This is a genomic window from Mesorhizobium sp. (assembly GCF_017306585.1).
Lineage (GTDB): Bacteria > Pseudomonadota > Alphaproteobacteria > Rhizobiales > Rhizobiaceae > Mesorhizobium.
This window is the reverse complement of record NZ_JAFKIC010000109.1, coordinates 38,791-58,891: the sequence shown is the minus strand read 5'-3', so window position 1 is coordinate 58,891 and position 20,101 is coordinate 38,791. Positions and strand designations below refer to the sequence as shown.

Genomic DNA, 20,101 nt, shown 5'->3' with positions numbered 1-20,101 from the left:
ACCGCCCACCGCGATCAGTCGAGTTCCAATTCGTTCGAGGCTGGTTTCCGGGCTCCGAAGCCGTCCTTGCGGACCCGTTTCGACACCTTCCCGGGCTTTCGGACCCAGTGGCATAAGTCGAAACGTAAGCTTCGCTACCGTTGCGGGGGCAGCGCCGGATTCTCACCGGCTTCCCAATTATCCCTCCGGCCGGACAGCCGAAGGGCACCTTGAACATGGCGATCTAATCACCGGGGTCCGGCTGCCGTCCATACGAAAACGACATTGGCCAAACGCAAAGACGACAATTGGCCCGTTGGTCCAGCAAACCTCTGCCGCTGGATCAGGCCGAGCCGTCAGGCGACGTTGCGCAGGCCCAAATTGCGGTCCTCCAGCCTTGGCCCGATGAACCGCGCATACCAGTCGACGAACTGCATCGGCCCCTCTTCATGCACCGCCGAATAGGGACCGGGCTCATAGGCTGGCGAGTGGATGCCGAAAGCATTTTCCTCGACGATGCGGCGGTCCTGGTCGTTGGTTTCCTGCCAGACATGGATGAGTTCCTCGAGGTCGTAGTCGACGCCCTCGACCGCATCCTTGTGCACCAGCCACTTGGTCGTCACCGCGGTCTCGGTGGCGCTGATCGGGATGACCCGGAAAGAGACCGCCTGGTCGACGAGAACATGGTTCCATGTGTTGGGATAGTGGAACAGCATCAACGAGCCGATCCGCTCGAGCGGCACGCTGTCGGAGAGGTTTTTCCTGACCGCGCGCCTTCCGGTCAAGGTGTAGCTCAGCGCATCGCGCAGCAGCGGCGCGCGCGTGGCGCGATACTGGCCGGCCGGATCGATGTGGAACCTGCTCGGCAGGCCTACGGCTTCGCATGCGTCCCAATGCTCGATCATTTCAGGATCGCCATCGATGCCGACGAGGCCCGGCGCCTCGGACAAGGTCTTGCACAGTTCCGGGTGATTGGCCGCGCAGTGATAGCACTCGCGGTTGTTTTCCCAGACCAGCTTCCAGTTGCCTTTCTCGATGATCGTGCTCTCGAAGGCGACCTTGGCCTCGCTCAGCCGATGCGGCGTGAGATAAGGTCCCAGGGCCGCCCGCGTCGGCGCGAAATCCGAAGGCTCCTTCGCCAGGCAGATGAAGATGTAGCCGCCGACGCTTTCGCAGGCGACCGGCTTCAGCCCGAACTGGCTCTTGTCGAAGCCGTCGGCCATCTGTCTGGCGAACAGCAGCTTGCCGTCCAGTTCGTAGGTCCATTGGTGGTAAGGACAGACGAGCTTTGCCGCCTGCCCCTTGTCGGCCGTGCAGACACGGCTGCCGCGATGGCGACAGGAATTGTGGAACGCATTGATGTCGCCCTTCTGGTCGCGCACGATCACGATGGGATAGTCGCCAACCTGGACGGTGAAGAAGCTGCCGGGTTTGGCGATCTCGCAGTCATGGCCGACGAACAGCCAGTCGCGATACCAGATCAGCTCCATGTCAACCTTGAAGTATTCGGGGTCGATGTAAAAAGGCTGCTCCAGGGTGAAGCCGGGGCTGCGGTTCCCAAGCCGGCTCAGCATGTCGGTGCGTACGTCCACGTTCCGTCCTCGCGCTCAAGGACTGCGCGGTGGCGGAGAGGGTTGAAGGCACGGGTGCTTGGTCGATAGACCCATGCCCGAGCACTTCCGCCTCCTTGACCGCCCACCGCGATCAGTCGAGTTCAACAGGCTCGAGGCTGGTTTCCGGGCTTCGGAGCCGTCCTTCCGGACAAGTCCCGGCGCCTTCCCGGGCTTGTCGCCCAGTGGCATTCGCCGAGACAGAACTCCGCTACCGTTGCGGGGGCAGCGCCGGCATCGAACCGGCTTCCCAATTATCCCCGCCGCCGCGCGGCCGGGCACCTTAAGCCCGATTATCTAACCATCGAAGCCCGCCCGTGGTTCACAGGAAAGCGACGCCGCCCGAAGCAAAAGACGACAGAGCGGTGTACCTACTCCGCAGCCTCCGCATAGTGCTGGGGCACATAGTTGAGGATGGGCCCTAGCCAGCGTTCGACCTCGGCCAGCGGCATGGCCTTGCGGCGGGCATAGTCCTCGACCTGGTCGCGTTCGACCTTGGCGACGCCGAAATAATAGCTTTCGGGATGCGCCAGATAGATGCCGGACACCGACGAGCCCGGCCACATCGCGTAGCTCTCGGTCAGGCTTACCCCTGCATTGCGCTCGCCATCGAGCAACGCGAACAGCGTCTTCTTCTCGGTGTGGTCGGGCTGCGCCGGATAGCCGGGCGCCGGGCGTATGCCGCGATAGGGTTCGCCGATCAGTTCCTCCGGCGCCAGGGCCTCGTCGGACGCATAGCCCCAGAATTCCTTGCGCACCTTCTCGTGCATGCGCTCGGCGAAGGCCTCGGCGAAGCGGTCGGCCAGCGCCTTGACCATGATAGAGGAATAGTCGTCATTGACGCGTTCGAAACGCTCGGCGATCGCCACTTCCTCGATACCGGCGGTGACGATGAAGCCGCCGATATAGTCCGGTTTGCCGCTGTCGACCGGCGCGACGAAATCCGACAGCGCGACATTGGCCTTGCCGTCGCGCTTGGTCAGTTGCTGGCGCAGCGTGAAGAAGGTCGCCAGTTCGTGCGACCGCGCCTCGTCGGTGAACAGCTTGATGTCGTCGCCCACGGCATTGGCTGGCCAGAAGCCGATGACGCCCTTCGGCGCGAACCATTTTTCCGCGATGATCTTTTGCAGCATCGCCTGGGCATCCTCGAAAAGTTGGCGAGCGGCCGGCCCCTGCGCCTCGTCCTCGAGGATCTTGGGATAGCGGCCTTTCAGCTCCCAGGTCTGAAAGAAAGGCGTCCAGTCGATATAGCCGGCGAGTTCCGCGAGATCCCAGCTGTCGAACACTTTCACGCCGGTGAAGGTAGGCTTCGGCGACTGATACGCCGACCAGTCGACCTTGTGGGCGTTGGCCCTGGCCTTGGCGAGCGGCAGCCGCTGCTTGTCGGCCTCCGAACGATGATGCGCGTCCGCGACCTTCTTGTACTCGGCCTGGACGGTCTCGACATATCCGGCCTTCGTTTCGTTGGAAAGAAGCGCGGAAACCACGCCGACGGCGCGGCTGGCGTCGGTGACATAGACCGTCTGCCCCTTGGAGTAGCGCGGGTGGATCTTCACCGCCGTATGCACGCGGCTGGTGGTCGCGCCGCCGATCAGAAGCGGAATGTCGAAGCCCTCGCGCTCCATCTCCGAGGCCATGTGCACCATCTCGTCCAGCGAGGGCGTGATCAGGCCGGACAGGCCGATGATATCGACCTTTTCGTCGCGCGCCGTCTGCAGGATTTTTGCCGCCGGCACCATGACGCCGAGGTCGATGATCTCGTAATTGTTGCAGGCCAGCACGACGCCGACGATGTTCTTGCCGATATCGTGGACATCGCCCTTCACCGTCGCCATCAGGATTTTTCCCGCCGTCTGCCGCTCGCCATTGTCGAGGCCGTTCGCGCCGTTGGCCAGCTTCTCGGCCTCCATGTGGGGCAGCAGGCCCGCGACGGCCTGCTTCATCACCCGCGCGGACTTCACCACTTGCGGCAGGAACATCTTGCCGGCGCCGAACAGGTCGCCAACGACATTCATGCCGGCCATCAGCGGCCCTTCGATGACATGCAGGGGACGTGCGGCGGCCAGCCGCGCCTCTTCGGTGTCGGCATCGATGAACTCGGTGATGCCGTTTACGAGCGCGTGCGAAATCCGCTGCTCGACCGGCAGATCGCGCCAGGCAAGGTCACGCTCCTTCCCCTCCTTGCCGGCCGTGCCCTTGTAGCGTTCGGCGATCTCCAGCATGCGCTCGGTGGCCGTGCCGCCCGCCTTGGGCTGGCGGTTGTTGACGACATCCTCGCAGGCCTCGCGCAGGTCCGGATCGATGGATTCGTAAACGGCCAGCTGGCCGGCATTGACGATGCCCATGTCCATGCCGCGCTGGATGGCGTGGTAGAGGAAAACCGCGTGCATGGCCTCGCGCACCGGCTCGTTGCCGCGAAACGAGAAGGACAGGTTCGAGACACCGCCGGAGATATGGACATGCGGCAGCGTTGCCGTGATCTCGCCGGCAGCCTCGATGAAGTCGACACCGTAATTGTCGTGCTCCTCGATGCCTGTGGCGATCGCGAAGACATTGGGATCGAAGATGATGTCCTCGGGCGCGAAACCCGCCTCTTGCGTCAACAGCTTGTAGGCGCGCGTGCAGATCTCGACCTTGCGCGCCCTGGTGTCCGCCTGGCCCTGCTCGTCGAAGGCCATCACCACGACGGCGGCGCCATACATGCGGCACAGCCTTGCGTGATGCAGGAAGGCTTCCTCGCCCTCCTTCATCGAGATCGAGTTGACGATCGGCTTGCCCTGCACGCATTTGAGCCCGGCCTCGATGACGTCCCATTTGGAACTGTCGATCATCACGGGAACCACCGCGATGTCGGGCTCGGCGGCGATCAGGTTGAGATACTCCACCATCGCCTTCTTCGAATCGATCAGGCCCTCGTCCATGTTGATGTCGATGACCTGCGCGCCATTGACGACCTGGTCGCGCGCCACGTCCAGGGCAGCCGCATAGTCGCCGGCGGTGATCAGCTTGCGGAACTTGGCCGAGCCGGTGACATTGGTGCGCTCGCCGACATTGACGAAGGGGATATCCTTGGTGAGCGTGAAGGGTTCGAGCCCGGAAAGCCGCATCAACGGCTGCGTCTCGGGCGGGCGGCGCGGCCCGTGGCGCGCGACCGCCTCGGCAATGGCCCTTATGTGGTCGGGCGTGGAGCCGCAGCATCCACCCACGATGTTGACCAGACCGTCGCGGGCGAATTCCTCCACCTGGGCAGCCATGAAATCGGGACTCTCGTCATACTGGCCGAAGGCGTTGGGCAGGCCGGCATTCGGATAGGCGCAGGTGAACGTTTCGGCCGCGCCCGACAATTCCGCCAGGTGCGGGCGCATGGCGGCGGCGCCCAGCGCGCAGTTCAGGCCGACACTGAACGGCCTGGCATGGCGGACCGAATGCCAGAAGGCGGTCGGCGTCTGCCCCGAAAGCGTCCTTCCGGACAGGTCCGTGATCGTGCCCGATATCATCAGCGGCAGATGGATGCCCTTTTCGATGAAGATTTCCTCCGCCGCGAAGATCGCCGCCTTGGCGTTCAGCGTGTCGAAGATCGTCTCGATCAGGATGATATCGGCGCCGCCGTCGATCAGGCCGCGCAACTGCTCGCCATAGGCGATGCGCAGTTCGTCGAACGACGTCGCCCTGTAGCCCGGATTGTTGACATCGGGCGAAATCGAGGCGGTGCGGTTGGTCGGCCCGAGCGCGCCGGCCACGAAACGCCTTTTGCCGTCTTCCTGCTGCGCGCGGATCAAGGCGCGGCGGACCAGCCGCGCCCCGTCGCGGTTGAGTTCGTAGACCGCATTTTCCATGCCGTAATCGGCCTGGGCTATGGATGTCGAGGAGAAGGTGTTGGTCTCGACGATGTCGGCGCCGGCAATGGCGTACTGGTAATGGATCTCCTCGATCGCCTTCGGCTGAGTGAGGATCAGAAGGTCGTTGTTGCCTTTCTGGTGACAGGCGCAGCCGACGAACTTCTCGCCGCGGAAATGGTCCTCGTCAAATCCGAGCCCCTGGATCTGCGTGCCCATGGCGCCGTCGAGAATCAGGATGCGTTCGCGCGCCGCAGCCTGAAGCGCGGCCAGCACCTCTGACCCGTCGGATTTCTCCGCGACGGGACCGAACAGATCGTCCAGAGAGGACGTACTATGCGACATCTTTTGTCCTTATGGCGACTTCCCATAAGCCATCACATAAGGACATCTTTATGTCAACATACGATTTCCGCAAGACAATCGATCAGCCTGACGCTCGCGAACCGCGACCGCCGCAGCGTCGACAGATTTAACGGGAGCGGCGCGGTCGGGTCGTCGGTCAGGATTTCTCTTCGGCGCGGCTGTAGAACATCTTGCCGAGTTCAATAGGCTCCCGCCCCTGCTGGCGCCGGTGCAGGTTGGTGTCGCGCAGCGAATAGACGCAGCCGCAATATTCCTGTTGGTAGAACTCCTCGCGCTTGCTGATCTCGATCATGCGCGCCGAGCCGCCGCCCTTGCGCCAGTTGAAATCCCAATAGGCAAGCCCTTGGTAGGGCGCGGCCGCACGGTGGCCGCAATCGTTGATCTGCTGCATGTTCTTCCAGCGCGAGATACCCAGCGAACTGGTCATCACCGGAAAGCCGTGCTCATGCGCATGCAGCGCGGTGCGCTCGAACCGCATGTCGAAGCACATTGTGCATCGGATGCCCCTCTCCGGCTCCCATTCCATGCCCTTGGCGCGTGCGAACCAGTTGTCCTTGTCGTAATCGGCATCGACAAAGCCGACGCCGTGCGTTTCGGCGAAGCGGATATTCTCGTCCTTGCGCAGCAGGTACTCACGCTCGGGATGGATGTTGGGGTTGTAGAAGAAGATCGTGTAGTCGATGCCGGACGCCAGCATCGCCTCCATGACCTCACCCGAACAAGGCGCGCAACACGAATGCAGCAGCACCTTGCGGTGGCCATCCGGCGGGGTGAGGATCGGCCGCTCGAAATCGGTCATGAAACGGTCTTCGGCAGCTTTTTCAACGCTGCGGCATGCCTTCCGGGATGATGGTCTGCACGATGGACTGGTCGAGTGCCTCATAGTCGTGCAGGCCGATCGTCGCATAGAGTTCAGCGCGGGTCTGCATCGCCTCGACCATGCGGTGGGCGCCGCCGTCGCGGGCGATCGCCGTATAGAGTCTCTCCTGCGCCTTGTTGGCGACGCGCAGCGACGAAACCGGCCAGATCACCATGCGGTAGCCCATCTCCTGGAACTCCGACGCGGTGAAGAACGGCGTGCGGCCGAACTCGGTCATGTTGGCCAGCAGCGGCACGCCGGGCATGCGCGCGGCGAAGGTCCGGAACATCTCCGCCGTATTGAGCGCCTCGGGGAAGATCGCGTCGGCGCCGGCTTCGATGTAGAGCCGAGCACGCGCCACCGCGCCGTCGAGCCCTTCGCTGGCCGCCGCATCGGTGCGCGCGATCAGGTAGAGATGGCGCCGCGCCCTGGCGGCGGCGGCGACCTTGGCCGCCATGTCGTGGGCGTCGGCCAACTTCTTGTCGTTGAGATGGCCGCATTTCTTGGGCAGCAGCTGGTCCTCTATGTGCACCGCGCCCGCGCCGGCATCCTCGAAGCTGCGCACCATGTGCATGACGTTGAGCGCCTCGCCGTAGCCGGTGTCGCCGTCGACGAGCAGCGGCAGCCCGCTTGCGCGCGAGATCTGGCGGATGAAGAACGCCACCTCGTCGACCGTGATGATGCCGAGGTCGGGCAGTCCCATCGACGCGGTCATCGCCGCGCCCGAAAGGTAGAGCGCCTCGAAGCCCGCCGCCTTCGCCTGCAGGCCGGCCATGCCATTATGCGCGCCGGGCAGCGGCAGGATCCCGCCACGCTCGACCAGCATCCGGAAGCGCTCGCCGGCAGGCTGTTCGGGAAGGTCGGAAGCTACGAGATAGGGCATGTCTTTTCCTCAGGCCGCCTTCTGGCCGGCATTGGCGCGCCCGCGGCGTTCGATCGGCACGAACTCCACATTGTCCGGCCCGGTATAGTTGGCGGATGGACGGATGATCTTGTTGTCCTGCCGCTGCTCGATGATATGCGCCGCCCAGCCGGACATGCGCGAGATGACGAACAGCGGCGTGAACATCGCCGTCGGAACGCCCATCATATGGTAGGAGACGGCGCTGAACCAGTCGAGGTTGGCGAACATCTTCTTGGCGTCGGCCATGGTCGTCTCGATGCGCTCGGCGATGTCGAACATCCTGGTCGAGCCCGCGTCCACCGAAAGTTGCCTTGCCACGGTCTTGATCACCCTGTTGCGCGGATCGGCGAGCGTATAGACGGGATGGCCGAAGCCGATGACCACTTCCCGGGCCTCGACGCGGCGCCTGATATCGGCCTCCGCCTCGTCCGGATGGGCGTAGCGCTTCTGGATTTCGTAGGACACCTCGTTGGCGCCGCCGTGCTTTGGGCCACGCAGCGCGCCGATCGCGCCGGTGATCGCCGAATAGAAATCGGAGCCGGTTCCGGCAATCGAGCGCGCGGTGAAGGTCGAGGCGTTGAACTCGTGCTCCGCATAGAGGATGAGCGAGACATGCATCGCCTTGACATGCGAGGGCCTGGGCGCCGAGCCATGCAGCAGGTGAAGGAAATGCCCGCCTATCGTCTCGTCGTCGGTCTCGACCTCCACGCGCCGGCCGTTGTGAGCGAAATGGTGCCAGTAGAGCAGCATCGAACCCAAGGATGCCAACAGCCGGTCCGCGATGTCGCGGGCTCCCGGATGGTTGTGGTCGGACGCCTCGGGCAGCGCGCAGCCCAGCGCCGAAACGCCCGAGCGCATCACGTCCATCGGATGCGTGCTGGCCGGCAGCAGTTCCAGCGTCCGCTTCACCACCTGCGGCAGTCCGCGCAGCGCCCGGAGCCTGGCCTTGTAGGCCGCGAGTTCGACCAGGGTCGGCAGCGTGCCATGCACGAGGAGATGCGCGATCTCCTCGAACTCGCAGGTCTCGGCGATGTCGAGAATGTCATAGCCCCGATAGTGCAGGTCGTTGCCGGTTCGCCCCACTGTGCAAAGCGCCGTGTTGCCGGCGATGACGCCGGACAGCGCGACCGACTTCTTGGGCGCGGGTGTGGTCATGTCGTCCTCCCCTGAAACAATGAGTTAGAGCGGCTTCCAATCGAAAATTCCGGTGGCCGCCGCCGGCCCCAGCCTGTCGGCCTCGACGGCGAAGTTCAGCCCCGTCAGTTCCTCCGGCTTGAGGTCCAGGAGGTGCTCGACCGTCACCAGGAAACGGTCCTGCTCGGCTCTGGTGACGATCCCGTCGGCCAGCGTGCGGAACTTGTTGACGTAGTCGGGCCGGGCAAAGGGCCTCGCGCCCAGCGGATGGGCGTCGGCGATGGCAAGTTCGTCTTCGATGACGCGGCCATCGGCGAGCGTGACGACGACGCGGCCGCCGAATGCCTTTTCCCTGGGATCATGACTGTGATAGCGCCGCGTCCATTCCGGGTCCTCGACGGTGCTGATCTTGCGCCATAGCGCCACTGTCGCCGGCCGGTTCGCTCGCTCCGGTGCGTAGGAGCGCTCATGGTGCCAGCCGCCATCCTCCAGCGCGACGGCGAAGATGTACATGATCGAGTGGTCGAGCGTTTCACGGCTGGCCTTCGGGTCCATCTTCTGCGGATCGTTGGCGCCGGTGCCGATCACATTGTGGGTGTGGTGGCTGGTATGGATGAGGATGCCCGCCACCTTTGAGAGATCGCCGATACGCGGCCCCATGCGGCGGGCCAGGTCGATCAGCGCCTGGCTCTGGTATTCGGCCGAGTGCTCTTTGGTGTAGGTGTCGAGGATGGTGCGCTTGGCCTCCCCCTTCGCCGGCAGCGGTACACGGTATTCGGCTTTCGGCCCGCCGAGCAGCCAGGCGATGAACCCGTCCTCGCCCTCCCAGGCCGGCGACGGCGCGCCCTCGCCGCGAAGCACCCGGTCCACGGCCTCGACGGCCATCTTGCCGGCGAAAGCGGGCGCATAGGCCTTCCAGCTTGAAATCTCGCCCTTGCGAGACTGGCGCGTGGTGGTGGTGACATGCAGAGCCTGCTGCACGGCCTGATAGATCACTTCGGTCGGCAGACCCAGCGCCGCGCCGATGCCGGCGGCGGCCGACGGCCCGAGATGGGCGATATGGTCGATCTTGTGCTCGTGCAGGCAGATGCCTTTCACCAGATCGACCTGAATTTCGTAACCCGCGGCGAGGCCCATGGCGAGTTGCGCGCCCGACAGGCCGCAATGCTGGGCTATCGCCAGAATCGGCGGGATATTGTCGCCAGGATGGGAATAGTCGGCGGCCAGGAACGTATCGTGGAAATCGAGTTCGCGCACCGCCACGCCGTTCGCCCAGGCGGCCCATTCCGGCGATACCCGCTTTGCCGCCGGCAGGCCGAACACGGTCGCGCCCGGCTGGTAGAGATGAGCGAGAGCCTGCGCCCGCGCGCTCGCCACGGGGTGGCGCGCCAGCGAGGCGGCGGCCACCGACGCATTGTCGATGATGCGGTTGCCGATCATCTCCACGACATCCGCGTCCAGCGGCACGGCGTCGGCGGCGACCGCGGCGATCTTCCAGGCCAACTGGTCCTCGCGCGCCAGCGCCTCGGCGGATTTATAGGTGCGAACTGTATGCGACTTCACGTGGCAATGTCCTCGAACGCTGGTTGATCTCTGTTGAGCAGGCCTGCCGTGCTGTTCCTGCAGGCTTTTCAACTCCGCAATATCCACTTAGAGTGAAATTCGTAAATCACTGAAAATGCAGAGGTTTGCGAAGGGAATTCTGTGAAATTGCAAAGTTTGCGAAGAGGTTGGCAGCGAGGTAACGCGTGAAGAAGGCATTCATGGGTGTAAGGTTGAAGCGGCTGCGCGAGGAGCGCAGGCTGACACAGCAGGCTCTGGCCGACGCCCTGTCGATCTCGCTGTCCTACCTAAACCAGATCGAGAACAACCAGCGGCCACTGACCGTCTCGGTGCTGCTGAAGCTCAACGCCGTCTTCGGCACGGATGTCCAGTTCTTCTCCGACGATGACGATGCACGGCTGATCGGCGAGTTGCGCGAGGCGCTGTCGGATCCCGCGATCGGCGAACCCGTCTCGGCGGCCGACCTGCGAGAGCTTGCCGGCAACATGCCTGCGCTCGCCCGCGCCTTCATCTCCCAAGGCCGCCGACTGAAGCAAGCAAGCGACCAGGCGGCGGCCTACGCCGCCCGGTTGGGGGACGACAGGCAGGGAGGCTTCGCCAGCGCGCCGTCGACGCCATTCGAGGAGGTCCGCGATTTCTTCTACGACAGCCGCAATTATGTCGATGGGCTGGATCGCGCCGCCGAAGCCGTTGCCCGCGAGCTCGGCATGCCGCTGGGCCGGATGGGGCCAGCCCTGGCAGGCAGGCTGGAAGCACTACACGGCGTGCGGCTGGCCAACCTTGCCGACGACATCGGTTCTTCCGTGCAGCGCAGATACGACCCGATCACGCGGACCCTGTGGCTGTCGCGCGGACTGCGGCGCAGCCAGCAGGCGTTCCAGATGGCAACGCAACTCGCCTTCCTCGAGCAGCGTGGCCTGATGGACGAACTGGTTACCAGCGGTTCTTTCTCGAACGAGGAGGCGCGCTCGCTGGCGCGTATCGGCTTTGCCAATTACTTCGCAGGCGCGCTGACGCTACCCTATCAGCCGTTCCTGCAACTGGCCGAGCGCCTTCGCTACGACATCGACCTGATCGGCCGCGAGTTCGGCGTTGGTTTCGAGACGGTCTGCCACCGGCTGAGCACCCTGCAGCGTCCTGAGGCGCGCGGCGTGCCTTTCTTTTTGATCCGCGTCGATCGCGCCGGCAACATATCCAAGCGGCAATCGGCAACGGATTTCCACTTCTCGCGCGTCGGCGGCACCTGTCCGTTGTGGAACGTCTATGATGCCTTCTCCAACCCCGGCCGGATCTTGACGCAGGTGGCGGAGATGCCGGACGGACGCGCCTACCTGTGGGTGGCGCGCATGGTGGAGAGTTCGCGAGGCGGCTTTCGAGCGCCGGCCAAGACATTCGCCATAGGCCTCGGCTGCGACCTGCACCATGCTGGCCGTCTCGTCTATTCGCAAGGCATCGTCCAGGACGATCCGGCCGCGCGCACGCTGATCGGAGCCGGCTGCAAGGTCTGCGAGCGCCCGGCCTGCCCGCAACGAGCCTTCCCGCCGCTGACGAGGACATTGATGGTCGACGACAGCCAAAGCTCGTTCGCGCCGTATTCGACGGGCTGACTTTTGACGCCCGGCGCTACGATATCGCATCGAGCCGTAGCCCGGGTGTCCATGAGAACGGATTTTTTGGCAGACAATCCAGGCTTCTGGCGCCGCGTAGCTCTGTTATTGCTGCCCGAGCGGAAGCCGGCTTTGATCCGCATGCGTCACTTGGCCCGGCGGGCTCTCGACAGCGCCGGAAATTACGCCGCGCAGTTCGATCGGACGGCCGTCCACGCCTGTTCGTGAAGCGATGTAATCCATGGCCTTGTCGCAGTACCAGTCGGAGAAACGCTGGACATAGGATTCGTCGGGCAGGCTGTAGGGTCCAGGCATATAGCCGACCGAATTCACGCCGCGCTGGTTGTTTTCCACGAGGTCGCGATCCTGAAGATTGGTCACGTTCCACAAGGCGGTGAGATGCTCGACGTCGTAGTCGACGCCCTCCACCGCGTCCTTGTGGACGAGCCATTTACAGGTCACCACGGTTTCTCCCGACGCCGTCGGCATGGCGCTGAAATAGACGGTGGTATCGGCGGTCGAGTGGCAGAAACTGTGCGGCTCGATGGCCCAGCGCAGCGAGCCTATGTCGCCGGCGCCCTCGACCATCAGCTTCCTGCAGGCAAGCGCACCGTCTATCGTGAGCGAAGCATGGCCCTTGTTCAGAGGAAAACGCTCGACCTGCCACCATGGTCCGATGAAAGGGCCCTTGCCGAGCCCGGCTTCTTCGACGCGGGCGACGAAAGCATCATAATGCGCATCCTCGGCCGCCGTGAAATGTCCATCAATACTGCTCTCGATGGGGAAGGTCAGGCATAGTTCGGGGTGGCTGACGCCGCAATGATAGCACTCACGCGCATTTTCCATCACAAGCTTCCAGTTGCCGCGCTCGACCAGCGTGTTCTGGAAGGCGATCTTGGCCCCCTCCAGCCGATGCGGGGCGAGCAGCGGTTCGAGATCGGCGCGAAAACGGGCGAATGAAGGTGGTGTTTCGGAGAGGCAGACGAACAGCGCCCCGGCGACGTTTTCGACATGCAATGGCCGCAGCCCATGTTCGGCGGGCTCGAAATCTTCAGGCATATTGCGGGCATGGACAAGCCTGCCGTCGAGATCATACACCCACTGGTGATAAGGGCAGGTGAGCCGCGCGCGCCCACCTGCACCGTCCGCGCAAACCTGCGCGCCGCGGTGACGGCAAGAATTGTGGAAGGCGCGATAGACGCCCTCACCGTCGCGTGTGATCACCACCGGCGAGCCACCGATCGTGACGGCCAGATAGCCGCGCGGCCTCGGGATCTCACAAGTGAAGCCCGCTAGAATCCAGGACTGACCGAAGATGGCCTCGATATCGAACTTGAACACCTCCGAACCATTATAGAGATCCTGCGGCAGCGTATGACCGGACCGGCGCTGGTTGACGAGGTCGCGGATTCTTTCCAGATCGAGCATGGCGGTTTCCCCTTTTGGGCAATCTTTGCACCTCAGTCTGGAACTGTTCAAATTGCGTTTTTAGATAACCCTATCGAATACAGGCAAGAAGCGAAGCGGCGGAGGCGATGATGAGCAACAGTGAGAGCAGTGGTGCGCCGCTCGTCTGCGTCGAAGATGCGAGCGCCGAGGCCGTCGCTGAGTCAGGTGTGGAGCAGAGAGGCGGCCGGGTCTGGTTGCCGCTCAACGCGCTGCGAGCCTTCGAGGCGGTCGGCGGACGGCTCAGTTTCACCGGTGCGGCCGCCGCACTCCATATCTCGCAGAGCGCGTTGAGCCGGCATGTCGGGCGGCTGGAGGAATATCTCGGCTGCCGGCTGCTCGAACGACGCGCGCAGGGCATGTCGCTGACCGCTGCCGGCGCCGCATTGCTGCCGGTGGTGACGGCCTCGTTCGACCGCATGGAAGAGACATTGAAGATGCTGCGGCGCGAGCCGGGCCCCAGCGGCCGCATCCTCAAGGTTCACATGCCGCCGACATTCCTGCATGTCGCGGGGCTATCGCTGATCGCAGAGTTCCGCCGCGCGTTTCCCGGCGTGCCGATCGACATATCGAGCAGCAATGGGGTCGGGCTGCCGGCGGGACGCAGCGTCGATATCGCGGTTGTTTTCGACCGGCCTCATGTCGGCGACGCCATTCGCGATCCGCTCTGGATGATCAACCAGACACCAGCCTGCGCGCCACAGATCGCGGCTCGGGCGGAAGGCCTCGGCCTTGCCGATTTCCTGCGCGCGAACGAACTGCTGCACGTCAAGCTGGAGGGCGAGCCCTTCGATATCTTCTGGTCGATCCACGCGCGCCATTGCGGCATCGACCTGGGCGCCGTGCGCGGGCTTGCCTTTGAGACCGAAGCGCTTGCCGTGCAACATGCCATGGCCGGCGGCGGAGTGACATTGGTCGATCCCGCCATGTTCGCGGCCGAGCTTACCGACGGCCGCCTTGTGACTCCCTTCCCGCAGACGACCAGCCAAACCGGGTTCGGCTATTATCTCACAGTCCATCCGGACGACATGGTCGATCCGGCTGTCGCGCTGTTCCGGTCCTGGGTCGTGCGCCATTACGCGTCTGTCCATGCAGGAGACCACGCGCCGGTCCACTGAATACTCTTGGCGCAATAGCCCCCTGCCCCAACCGGAAACGCCCGCCGGTGCGTTGCGATGCCGACGCAGCCGTCAGTCCCAGGCCAGCGCGCCGCCGTTCTGGTATTCGATAACGCGCGTCTCGAAGAAGTTCTTCTCCTTCTTCAGATCCATCGCCTCCGACATCCACGAGAACGGGTTCTCCACCTCGGCGAATACCGGCTGCAGGCCAAGCTGGGCGCAGCGCCGGTTGGCGATGAAGTGCATGTAGGTTTCGCACAGTGCCGCGTTGAGGCCGAGGAACCCGCGCGGCATCGTATCACGGCCATAGGCCGCCTCGAGCGCCGCGGCCTGGGAGATCATGCCGCGCACCTCGTCCTGGAAGGCCGATGTCCACAGATGGGGGTTCTCGATCTTGATCTGGTTGATGACGTCGATACCGAAATTCAGGTGGATGGATTCGTCTCGCAATATGTACTGGTACTGCTCGGCGATCCCCACCATCTTGTTGCGGCGTCCCAGCGACAGGATCTGCGCGAAGCCGGTGTAGAACCACATGCCTTCGAAGATGACGTAGAAAGCGACGAGGTCGCGCAGGAACGCCTGATCGGCTTCCGGCGTGCCGGTGCGGAAATCCGGATCGTCGAGATGCTGCGTGTGCTTCAGCGCCCAGGCCGCCTTGTCGGTGATCGACGGCACCTCGCGGTACATGTTGAACAGTTCACCCTCGTCGAGCGACAGGCTCTCCACGATGTACTGGAAAGTGTGCGTGTGGATCGCCTCCTCGAAGGCCTGCCGCAAAAGGTACTGCCGGCATTCGGGATTGGTGAGATGCCGGTAGATGGCGAGCACGATGTTGTTGGCGACCAGCGATTCCGAGGCGGCAAAGAAGCCGAGATTGCGCTTGAGCATGCGCCGCTCATCATCGGTCAGCCCGTCCTTCGACTTCCACAGCGCGATGTCGGCCTGCATCGACACTTCGGTCGGCATCCAGTGATTGTTGCAGCCGTTGAGGTACTTTTCCCAAGCCCAGCGATATTTGAGCGGGAGCAGCTGGTTAACATCGGCACGCGCGTTGATCATGCGCTTGTCGTCGACACGAACACGACCGCCGCCGCGTTCGATGAGGCCGAGGCCGGTGACATCGGCGAGCGGAGCCTTTTCCGCCGCGGGGAGAGGAGCGAGCGCACCGGCGGGCGGCGCTTTGGGTTCTGACCAGTCGAGCATTTTTTCTTCCTTCAGTTCGTTATTGAGACGGCGCGGCGGTGACGCTGCCAATCTCCCCCTCGTGGGGGAGATCGGCTGTCACCTCGGCTTTCGCCGCCTACTGGCACGCCTCGCATTCGGGATCGTCGATGGCGCAGGCCTTACCCCACGCGGCGCCCTCGCTGATGACGATCGGCGCGGGCGGGGCGGCATGGACCGCCACCGACGACACCGCGTTGAGCTTGCCGTCCGTGCCCTTCAGCGTCGATTTCTCGACATGCGAGGCCGAGCGCGAGCGCAGGTAGTAGGTTGTCTTCAGACCCATGCGCCAGGCCAGCCGATAGAGCTCGTCGAGCTTCCGGCCCGAGGGATTGGCGATGTAGAGGTTGAGCGACTGCGATTGGTCGATCCACTTCTGGCGCCGCGACGCCGCCTCGATCAGCCAGGCGGAGTCGATCTCGAAGGCGGTGGCGTAGAGCGCCTTGAGGTCGTCGGGAACGCGGTCGATCTGGCCGAGCGAGCCGTCGAAATATTTCAGGTCCGAGATCATCACCTCGTCCCACAGGCCGCGCGCCTTGAGGTCGTGCACAAGCGAGGCGTTCACCACCGTGAAGTCGCCCGACATGTTCGATTTGACGAACAGGTTCTGGTAGGCCGGCTCGATCGACTGCGCCACGCCGCAGATGTTGGAGATGGTCGCCGTCGGCGCGATCGCCATGGTGTTGGAGTTGCGCATGCCCGTCTTCCTGACGCGCTTGCGCAGGCTTTCCCAGTCGAGGCTCGACGAGCCGTCCATGTCGACGACCGTGCCACGCGCGTCGGACACAAGGCGGATCGAGTCGATCGGCAGCACACCCTTCGACCACAGCGATCCCTCGAAGCTCGGATAGCGTCCGCGCTCGGCGGCGAGATCGCAAGAGGCCGAGATCGCATTCCAGGCGATCGCTTCCATGCTGGCGTCGGCGAAGGCGACGGCCTCTTTCGAGGCATAGGGAATGCGCAGCGCCTGCAGCGCGTCCTGGAAGCCCATCAGGCCGAGCCCGACCGGACGGTGGCGCAGGTTGGACTGGCGCGCTTCCGGGATGGTGTAGAAATTGATGTCGATGACATTATCGAGCATGCGCATGGCCGTGCCGACCGTGCGCGCCAGATGCGCGAGATCGAGCCCGTCCTTCGCGATGTGGTTGGCAAGGTTGACCGAGCCCAGATTGCACACCGCCACCTCGTCCTTCGAGGTGTTCAGCGTGATTTCCGTGCACAGGTTCGACGAATGCACCACGCCGATATGGCCCTGCGGCGAGCGGATGTTGCAGGGGTCCTTGAACGTGATCCAGGGATGCCCGGTCTCGAACAGCATGGTCAGCATCTTGCGCCAGAGGTCGAGCGCGCGGACCTTCCTGAACACCTTGATCGCGCCCGTCTCAGCCTTGGCCTCATAGGCTTCGTACGCGGTCTTGAAAGCCTTGCCGTAGAGGTCGTGCAGGTCCGATGTCTCATCCGGTGAGAACAGCGTCCACTCGCCATCGGCCTCGACACGGCTCATGAACAGGTCCGGCACCCAGTTGGCGGTGTTCATGTCGTGCGTGCGGCGGCGGTCGTCGCCGGTGTTCTTCCTGAGGTCGAGGAACTCCTCGATGTCGACATGCCAGGTTTCGAGATAGGCGCAGACCGCACCCTTGCGCTTGCCGCCCTGGTTGACGGCGATCGCGGTGTCGTTGGCCACCTTCAGGAACGGCACGATGCCCTGGCTCTCGCCATTGGTGCCCTTGATGTGGGCGCCGAGTCCGCGCACCGGCGTCCAGTCATTGCCCAGCCCGCCAGAATATTTGGCCAGCAGCGCATTGTCCTTCACCGCCTTGAAAATGCCGTCGAGGTCATCGGCCACCGTGGTGAGGAAGCAGGAGGACAGTTGCGGCCTGAGCGTGCCCGAATTGAACAGCGTCGGGGTCGAGGCCATGAAGTCGAAGGACGACAACAGGTCGTAGAATTCGATGGCGCGCGCCTCGCGGTCGATCTCGCGCCCGGCGAGCCCCATGGCGACGCGCATGAAGAAGGCCTGCGGCAGCTCGAAGCGCTTGCCTTTGGTGTGCAGGAAATAGCGGTCGTAAAGCGTCTGCAGGCCAAGGAACTGGAACTGCAGGTCACGCTCCGGCTTCAGCGCCGCACCAAGCCGCGCGAGGTCGAAGCGTCCGAGTTCCGGATCGATGAGCTCGGCCTTGATGCCGGTGGCGATGCTCTGCGGAAAATAGCTGGCGTAGCGGGTCGCGATCTCGCTTTGCGTGGCCTGTTCCGGGCGACCCGAAACGAAACTCAGCGCCTCGCGCCGCAGGCGGTCGAGCAGCAGACGGGCGCTGACGAAGGCATAGTTCGGCTCGGTTTCCACCAGCGTGCGCGCCGCCAGGATCGGCGCCAGCGAGAGTTCATCCAGCGTGATACCGTCATAGAGGTTGCGCCGGGTCTCGGTGAGGATCGTTTCGGCCGAAACCGCGTCGAGGCCCGCGCAGGCCTCGTCGATGACGCGCCGCAGCCGCGCCTCGTCGAGCGGCGACAGGCTGCCGTCCTCGGCCTTGACCTGCAGCGCCGCCGGCGCCGGCACGGTGGGGCTGTTCTTCTCCGCCTGGCGCTCGCGGCTGCGCTCGTCGCGGTAGAGCACATAGGCGCGCGCCACCTTGTGATGCTCGCTGCGCATCAGCGCCAGTTCCACCTGATCCTGAATCTCCTCGATGTGGAAGGTGCGCCCGGTATCGGCCCGGCGCGTCAGCGCGGCAAAAACCTGCGCCGTCAATTCCTCGACCACGTCGTGTACCCGCCGCGAGCCGGCCGCCACCGAACCCTCGACCGCAAGAAAAGCCTTGGTCAGCGCAACCGCGATCTTGGTGGCGTCGAAAGGCGTCACCGAGCCGTTGCGGCGGATAACCTGATAGCCCGGCTGCGAAGGCTGGGTTGCTGTATCGATGATAGGAAAAGGAACCCGTTCGGTCCCGTTGGTGTGGGTGGTGGAAGGCGCCGGCATCATGATCCCCGATGGTGTTGGAGACGGAGGCCTTGGCGCATGCATTCGCTACAGCTGTACGGACAGCCGCAGCAAGCGCACCACCGGGACACCCCGCCCGTGGACGTTCAAGTTCATCGCGGCAGGTCTCCTGGCTCGCAGGTCGTCACTCTTGCCGGCCTTCCCAGCGCACGGAGCGCCAGTGGCGTTACTCGACAAAAGCTCACTACTTACAGTTGCGGGGGCAGCGCCGGCATTGCGAAATCGCTCACCGGCTTCCCTCTTAGCTTCCGAGCCCGAACAGACTCGAAAGAACCACGATTGACTATATGTAGCGTGGCAAGGTGCCTGCCTGTCAATAGTTGGGTGCACCCAACGTGCTTAATCCACACCCGTCCACCAGGGAGCGGCCAATATCGTCGGCTAACAGCGTTCGCAGCGGACCGTTTGTGGCTCCGTCGTGCTAGCGAAAAAAGGAGACGAGCAGAACTTTCGTGTGCGACTTTTGCACACGATCACCCGCAACTAACTGATATTGCTTATCTCCAAACCCGCCCAGAAATGTACCTTGCCACGCAGCGGCTTAGCTTGCATGAGGATGCCCGTGAGTGAATTTCTCCGCAGCCGGGTGGACTGAAGTAGCATGAGTTGGAACGCGATCGCGTCCTTCGGCCCGACGGCTTTGCGCAATCTCAATCTCATCTCGAAGGATTTGGCCTCACGCTGGCGCCCTACCCCGCCTGGCCTTGCCGAAGCTTCTAGACATGATCTCTACCTGTCGCCGCATTGCGACGACATCTGCTTTTCGCTCGGAGCCTTCGCGCGAAGGCGGCGGCAAGGTGTTCTTCTGACGCTGTTCTCCAGATCGGCCTACGTGGCACGGCCCGAGACGGTCGCGGCGCGAGGCGACGACCGCATCGAGGCCATTTCCGGCCTGCGCCAGCGAGAAGAGCAGGCGTTCGCGCGACAGGCTGGTCTGCACCTGTCTCTCGGCGGGTTCGATGAGGCGCCGCTGCGCGGCCACGACCCATTCGACACCAGCGGGGCGGATGAAGATGCGCGGCGACTGGACGGCCTCATCATCGAGGCGATACTCGCGGCCGCGCAAGAACGGACGGAAGATCAGCGGCCGTGGCTTTTCTGTCCAGCCGCTATTGGCGGGCATATCGATCATCTCGTCGTGCTCAAGGTCGTGCTGCGCCACTACGAGGCCTTGCGGGAGCGCTGGCGCGTAGCGTTCTACGAGGATCTGCACTACGCGGCAGTCTGGCGAGCGCGTGTAACCGGGTTAGCACGCTTCCAAGCCCTCGCCGCGCCAATCGAGCCCCGGCGTTCGCTGTTGCCCATCGGGTCGGCCGCCGACAAACTGGCGCTTGCGGCGCTCTATCCAAGCCAATTCGTTCAGTTACCGGCCTCGATCGCGGCGTTCACGCCGGCGCTGCGAATCCCGGCCCCGGCGCATGAAGCGCTGTGGAGCGCGGAGTGGGCGTGAGCATGGTGGC

12 protein-coding genes and 3 riboswitches are annotated in these 20,101 nt (G+C 63.8%); of the genes, 3 read left to right on the top strand and 9 right to left on the bottom strand.

Translation table 11 applies throughout. The features are described 5' to 3' along the window. Window positions 1–20: 20 nt before the first annotated feature. Window positions 21–227, bottom strand: a riboswitch (cobalamin riboswitch). 108 nt (window positions 228–335) lie between these two features. The 6 genes from J0I79_RS05555 to J0I79_RS05530 all read right to left on the bottom strand — a co-directional run bounded on the left by J0I79_RS05555 (window position 336) and on the right by J0I79_RS05530 (window position 10,251). Beyond that, complete coding sequence (locus tag J0I79_RS05555) at window positions 336–1,571, bottom strand: aromatic ring-hydroxylating dioxygenase subunit alpha (RefSeq protein WP_292855611.1); 1,236 nt, start codon at window positions 1,569–1,571, stop codon at window positions 336–338. A 117-nt stretch (window positions 1,572–1,688) separates the two neighbouring features. Next, window positions 1,689–1,890, bottom strand: a riboswitch (cobalamin riboswitch). A 70-nt stretch (window positions 1,891–1,960) separates the two neighbouring features. Then, window positions 1,961–5,770, bottom strand: a complete 3,810-nt coding sequence (metH, locus tag J0I79_RS05550) for a methionine synthase (RefSeq protein WP_292855610.1) — start codon at window positions 5,768–5,770, stop codon at window positions 1,961–1,963. 157 nt (window positions 5,771–5,927) lie between these two features. Continuing rightward, a complete protein-coding gene (locus tag J0I79_RS05545) occupies window positions 5,928–6,590 on the bottom strand; it encodes an epoxyqueuosine reductase QueH (RefSeq protein ID WP_292855609.1) in 663 nt (220 codons plus the stop codon). A gap of 22 nt (window positions 6,591–6,612) precedes the next feature. Beyond that, window positions 6,613–7,533 carry a methylisocitrate lyase gene (gene prpB / locus J0I79_RS05540; RefSeq protein WP_292855608.1) on the bottom strand — a complete coding sequence of 307 codons (921 nt, stop codon included), beginning with the start codon at window positions 7,531–7,533 and terminating at the stop codon, window positions 6,613–6,615. Between the two features lie 9 nt (window positions 7,534–7,542). Next, the gene (gene prpC, locus J0I79_RS05535; RefSeq protein ID WP_292855607.1) at window positions 7,543–8,709 is read right to left on the bottom strand and encodes a 2-methylcitrate synthase; all 1,167 of its coding nucleotides are present in this window, start codon (window positions 8,707–8,709) and stop codon (window positions 7,543–7,545) included. Between the two features lie 24 nt (window positions 8,710–8,733). Next, a complete protein-coding gene (locus J0I79_RS05530; RefSeq protein WP_292855606.1) occupies window positions 8,734–10,251 on the bottom strand; it encodes an MmgE/PrpD family protein in 1,518 nt (505 codons plus the stop codon). A 185-nt stretch (window positions 10,252–10,436) separates the two neighbouring features. On the opposite strand from J0I79_RS05530, the gene J0I79_RS05525 reads away from it, so the two are divergent. Then, entirely contained in the window at window positions 10,437–11,858 is a 1,422-nt protein-coding gene (locus tag J0I79_RS05525; protein WP_292855605.1) for a short-chain fatty acyl-CoA regulator family protein, read from the top strand. A gap of 105 nt (window positions 11,859–11,963) precedes the next feature. Here J0I79_RS05525 and J0I79_RS05520 read toward each other — a convergent pair whose 3' ends face one another. Then, entirely contained in the window at window positions 11,964–13,286 is a 1,323-nt protein-coding gene (locus tag J0I79_RS05520; RefSeq protein ID WP_292855604.1) for an aromatic ring-hydroxylating dioxygenase subunit alpha, read from the bottom strand. A gap of 110 nt (window positions 13,287–13,396) precedes the next feature. Between J0I79_RS05520 and J0I79_RS05515 the strand changes: the two genes are divergently transcribed. Beyond that, complete coding sequence (locus tag J0I79_RS05515) at window positions 13,397–14,422, top strand: LysR family transcriptional regulator (RefSeq protein WP_292855603.1); 1,026 nt, start codon at window positions 13,397–13,399, stop codon at window positions 14,420–14,422. A gap of 72 nt (window positions 14,423–14,494) precedes the next feature. On the opposite strand, the gene J0I79_RS05510 is transcribed toward J0I79_RS05515, so the two are convergent. Together J0I79_RS05510 and J0I79_RS05505 are read right to left on the bottom strand one after the other, a co-directional pair. Beyond that, window positions 14,495–15,628 carry a ribonucleotide-diphosphate reductase subunit beta gene (locus tag J0I79_RS05510; protein WP_292855602.1) on the bottom strand — a complete coding sequence of 378 codons (1,134 nt, stop codon included), beginning with the start codon at window positions 15,626–15,628 and terminating at the stop codon, window positions 14,495–14,497. A gap of 97 nt (window positions 15,629–15,725) precedes the next feature. After that, window positions 15,726–18,620, bottom strand: coding sequence for a ribonucleoside-diphosphate reductase subunit alpha (locus J0I79_RS05505; protein WP_292855601.1), 2,895 nt, complete (start codon window positions 18,618–18,620; stop codon window positions 15,726–15,728). Window positions 18,621–18,722: 102 nt separating this feature from the next. Then, a riboswitch (cobalamin riboswitch) is annotated at window positions 18,723–18,934 on the bottom strand. 308 nt (window positions 18,935–19,242) lie between these two features. Between J0I79_RS05505 and J0I79_RS05500 the strand changes: the two genes are divergently transcribed. Further along, window positions 19,243–20,091: a hypothetical protein gene (locus tag J0I79_RS05500; RefSeq protein WP_292855600.1), complete on the top strand. Its 849-nt coding sequence runs from the start codon at window positions 19,243–19,245 to the stop codon at window positions 20,089–20,091. Window positions 20,092–20,101: the final 10 nt, after the last annotated feature.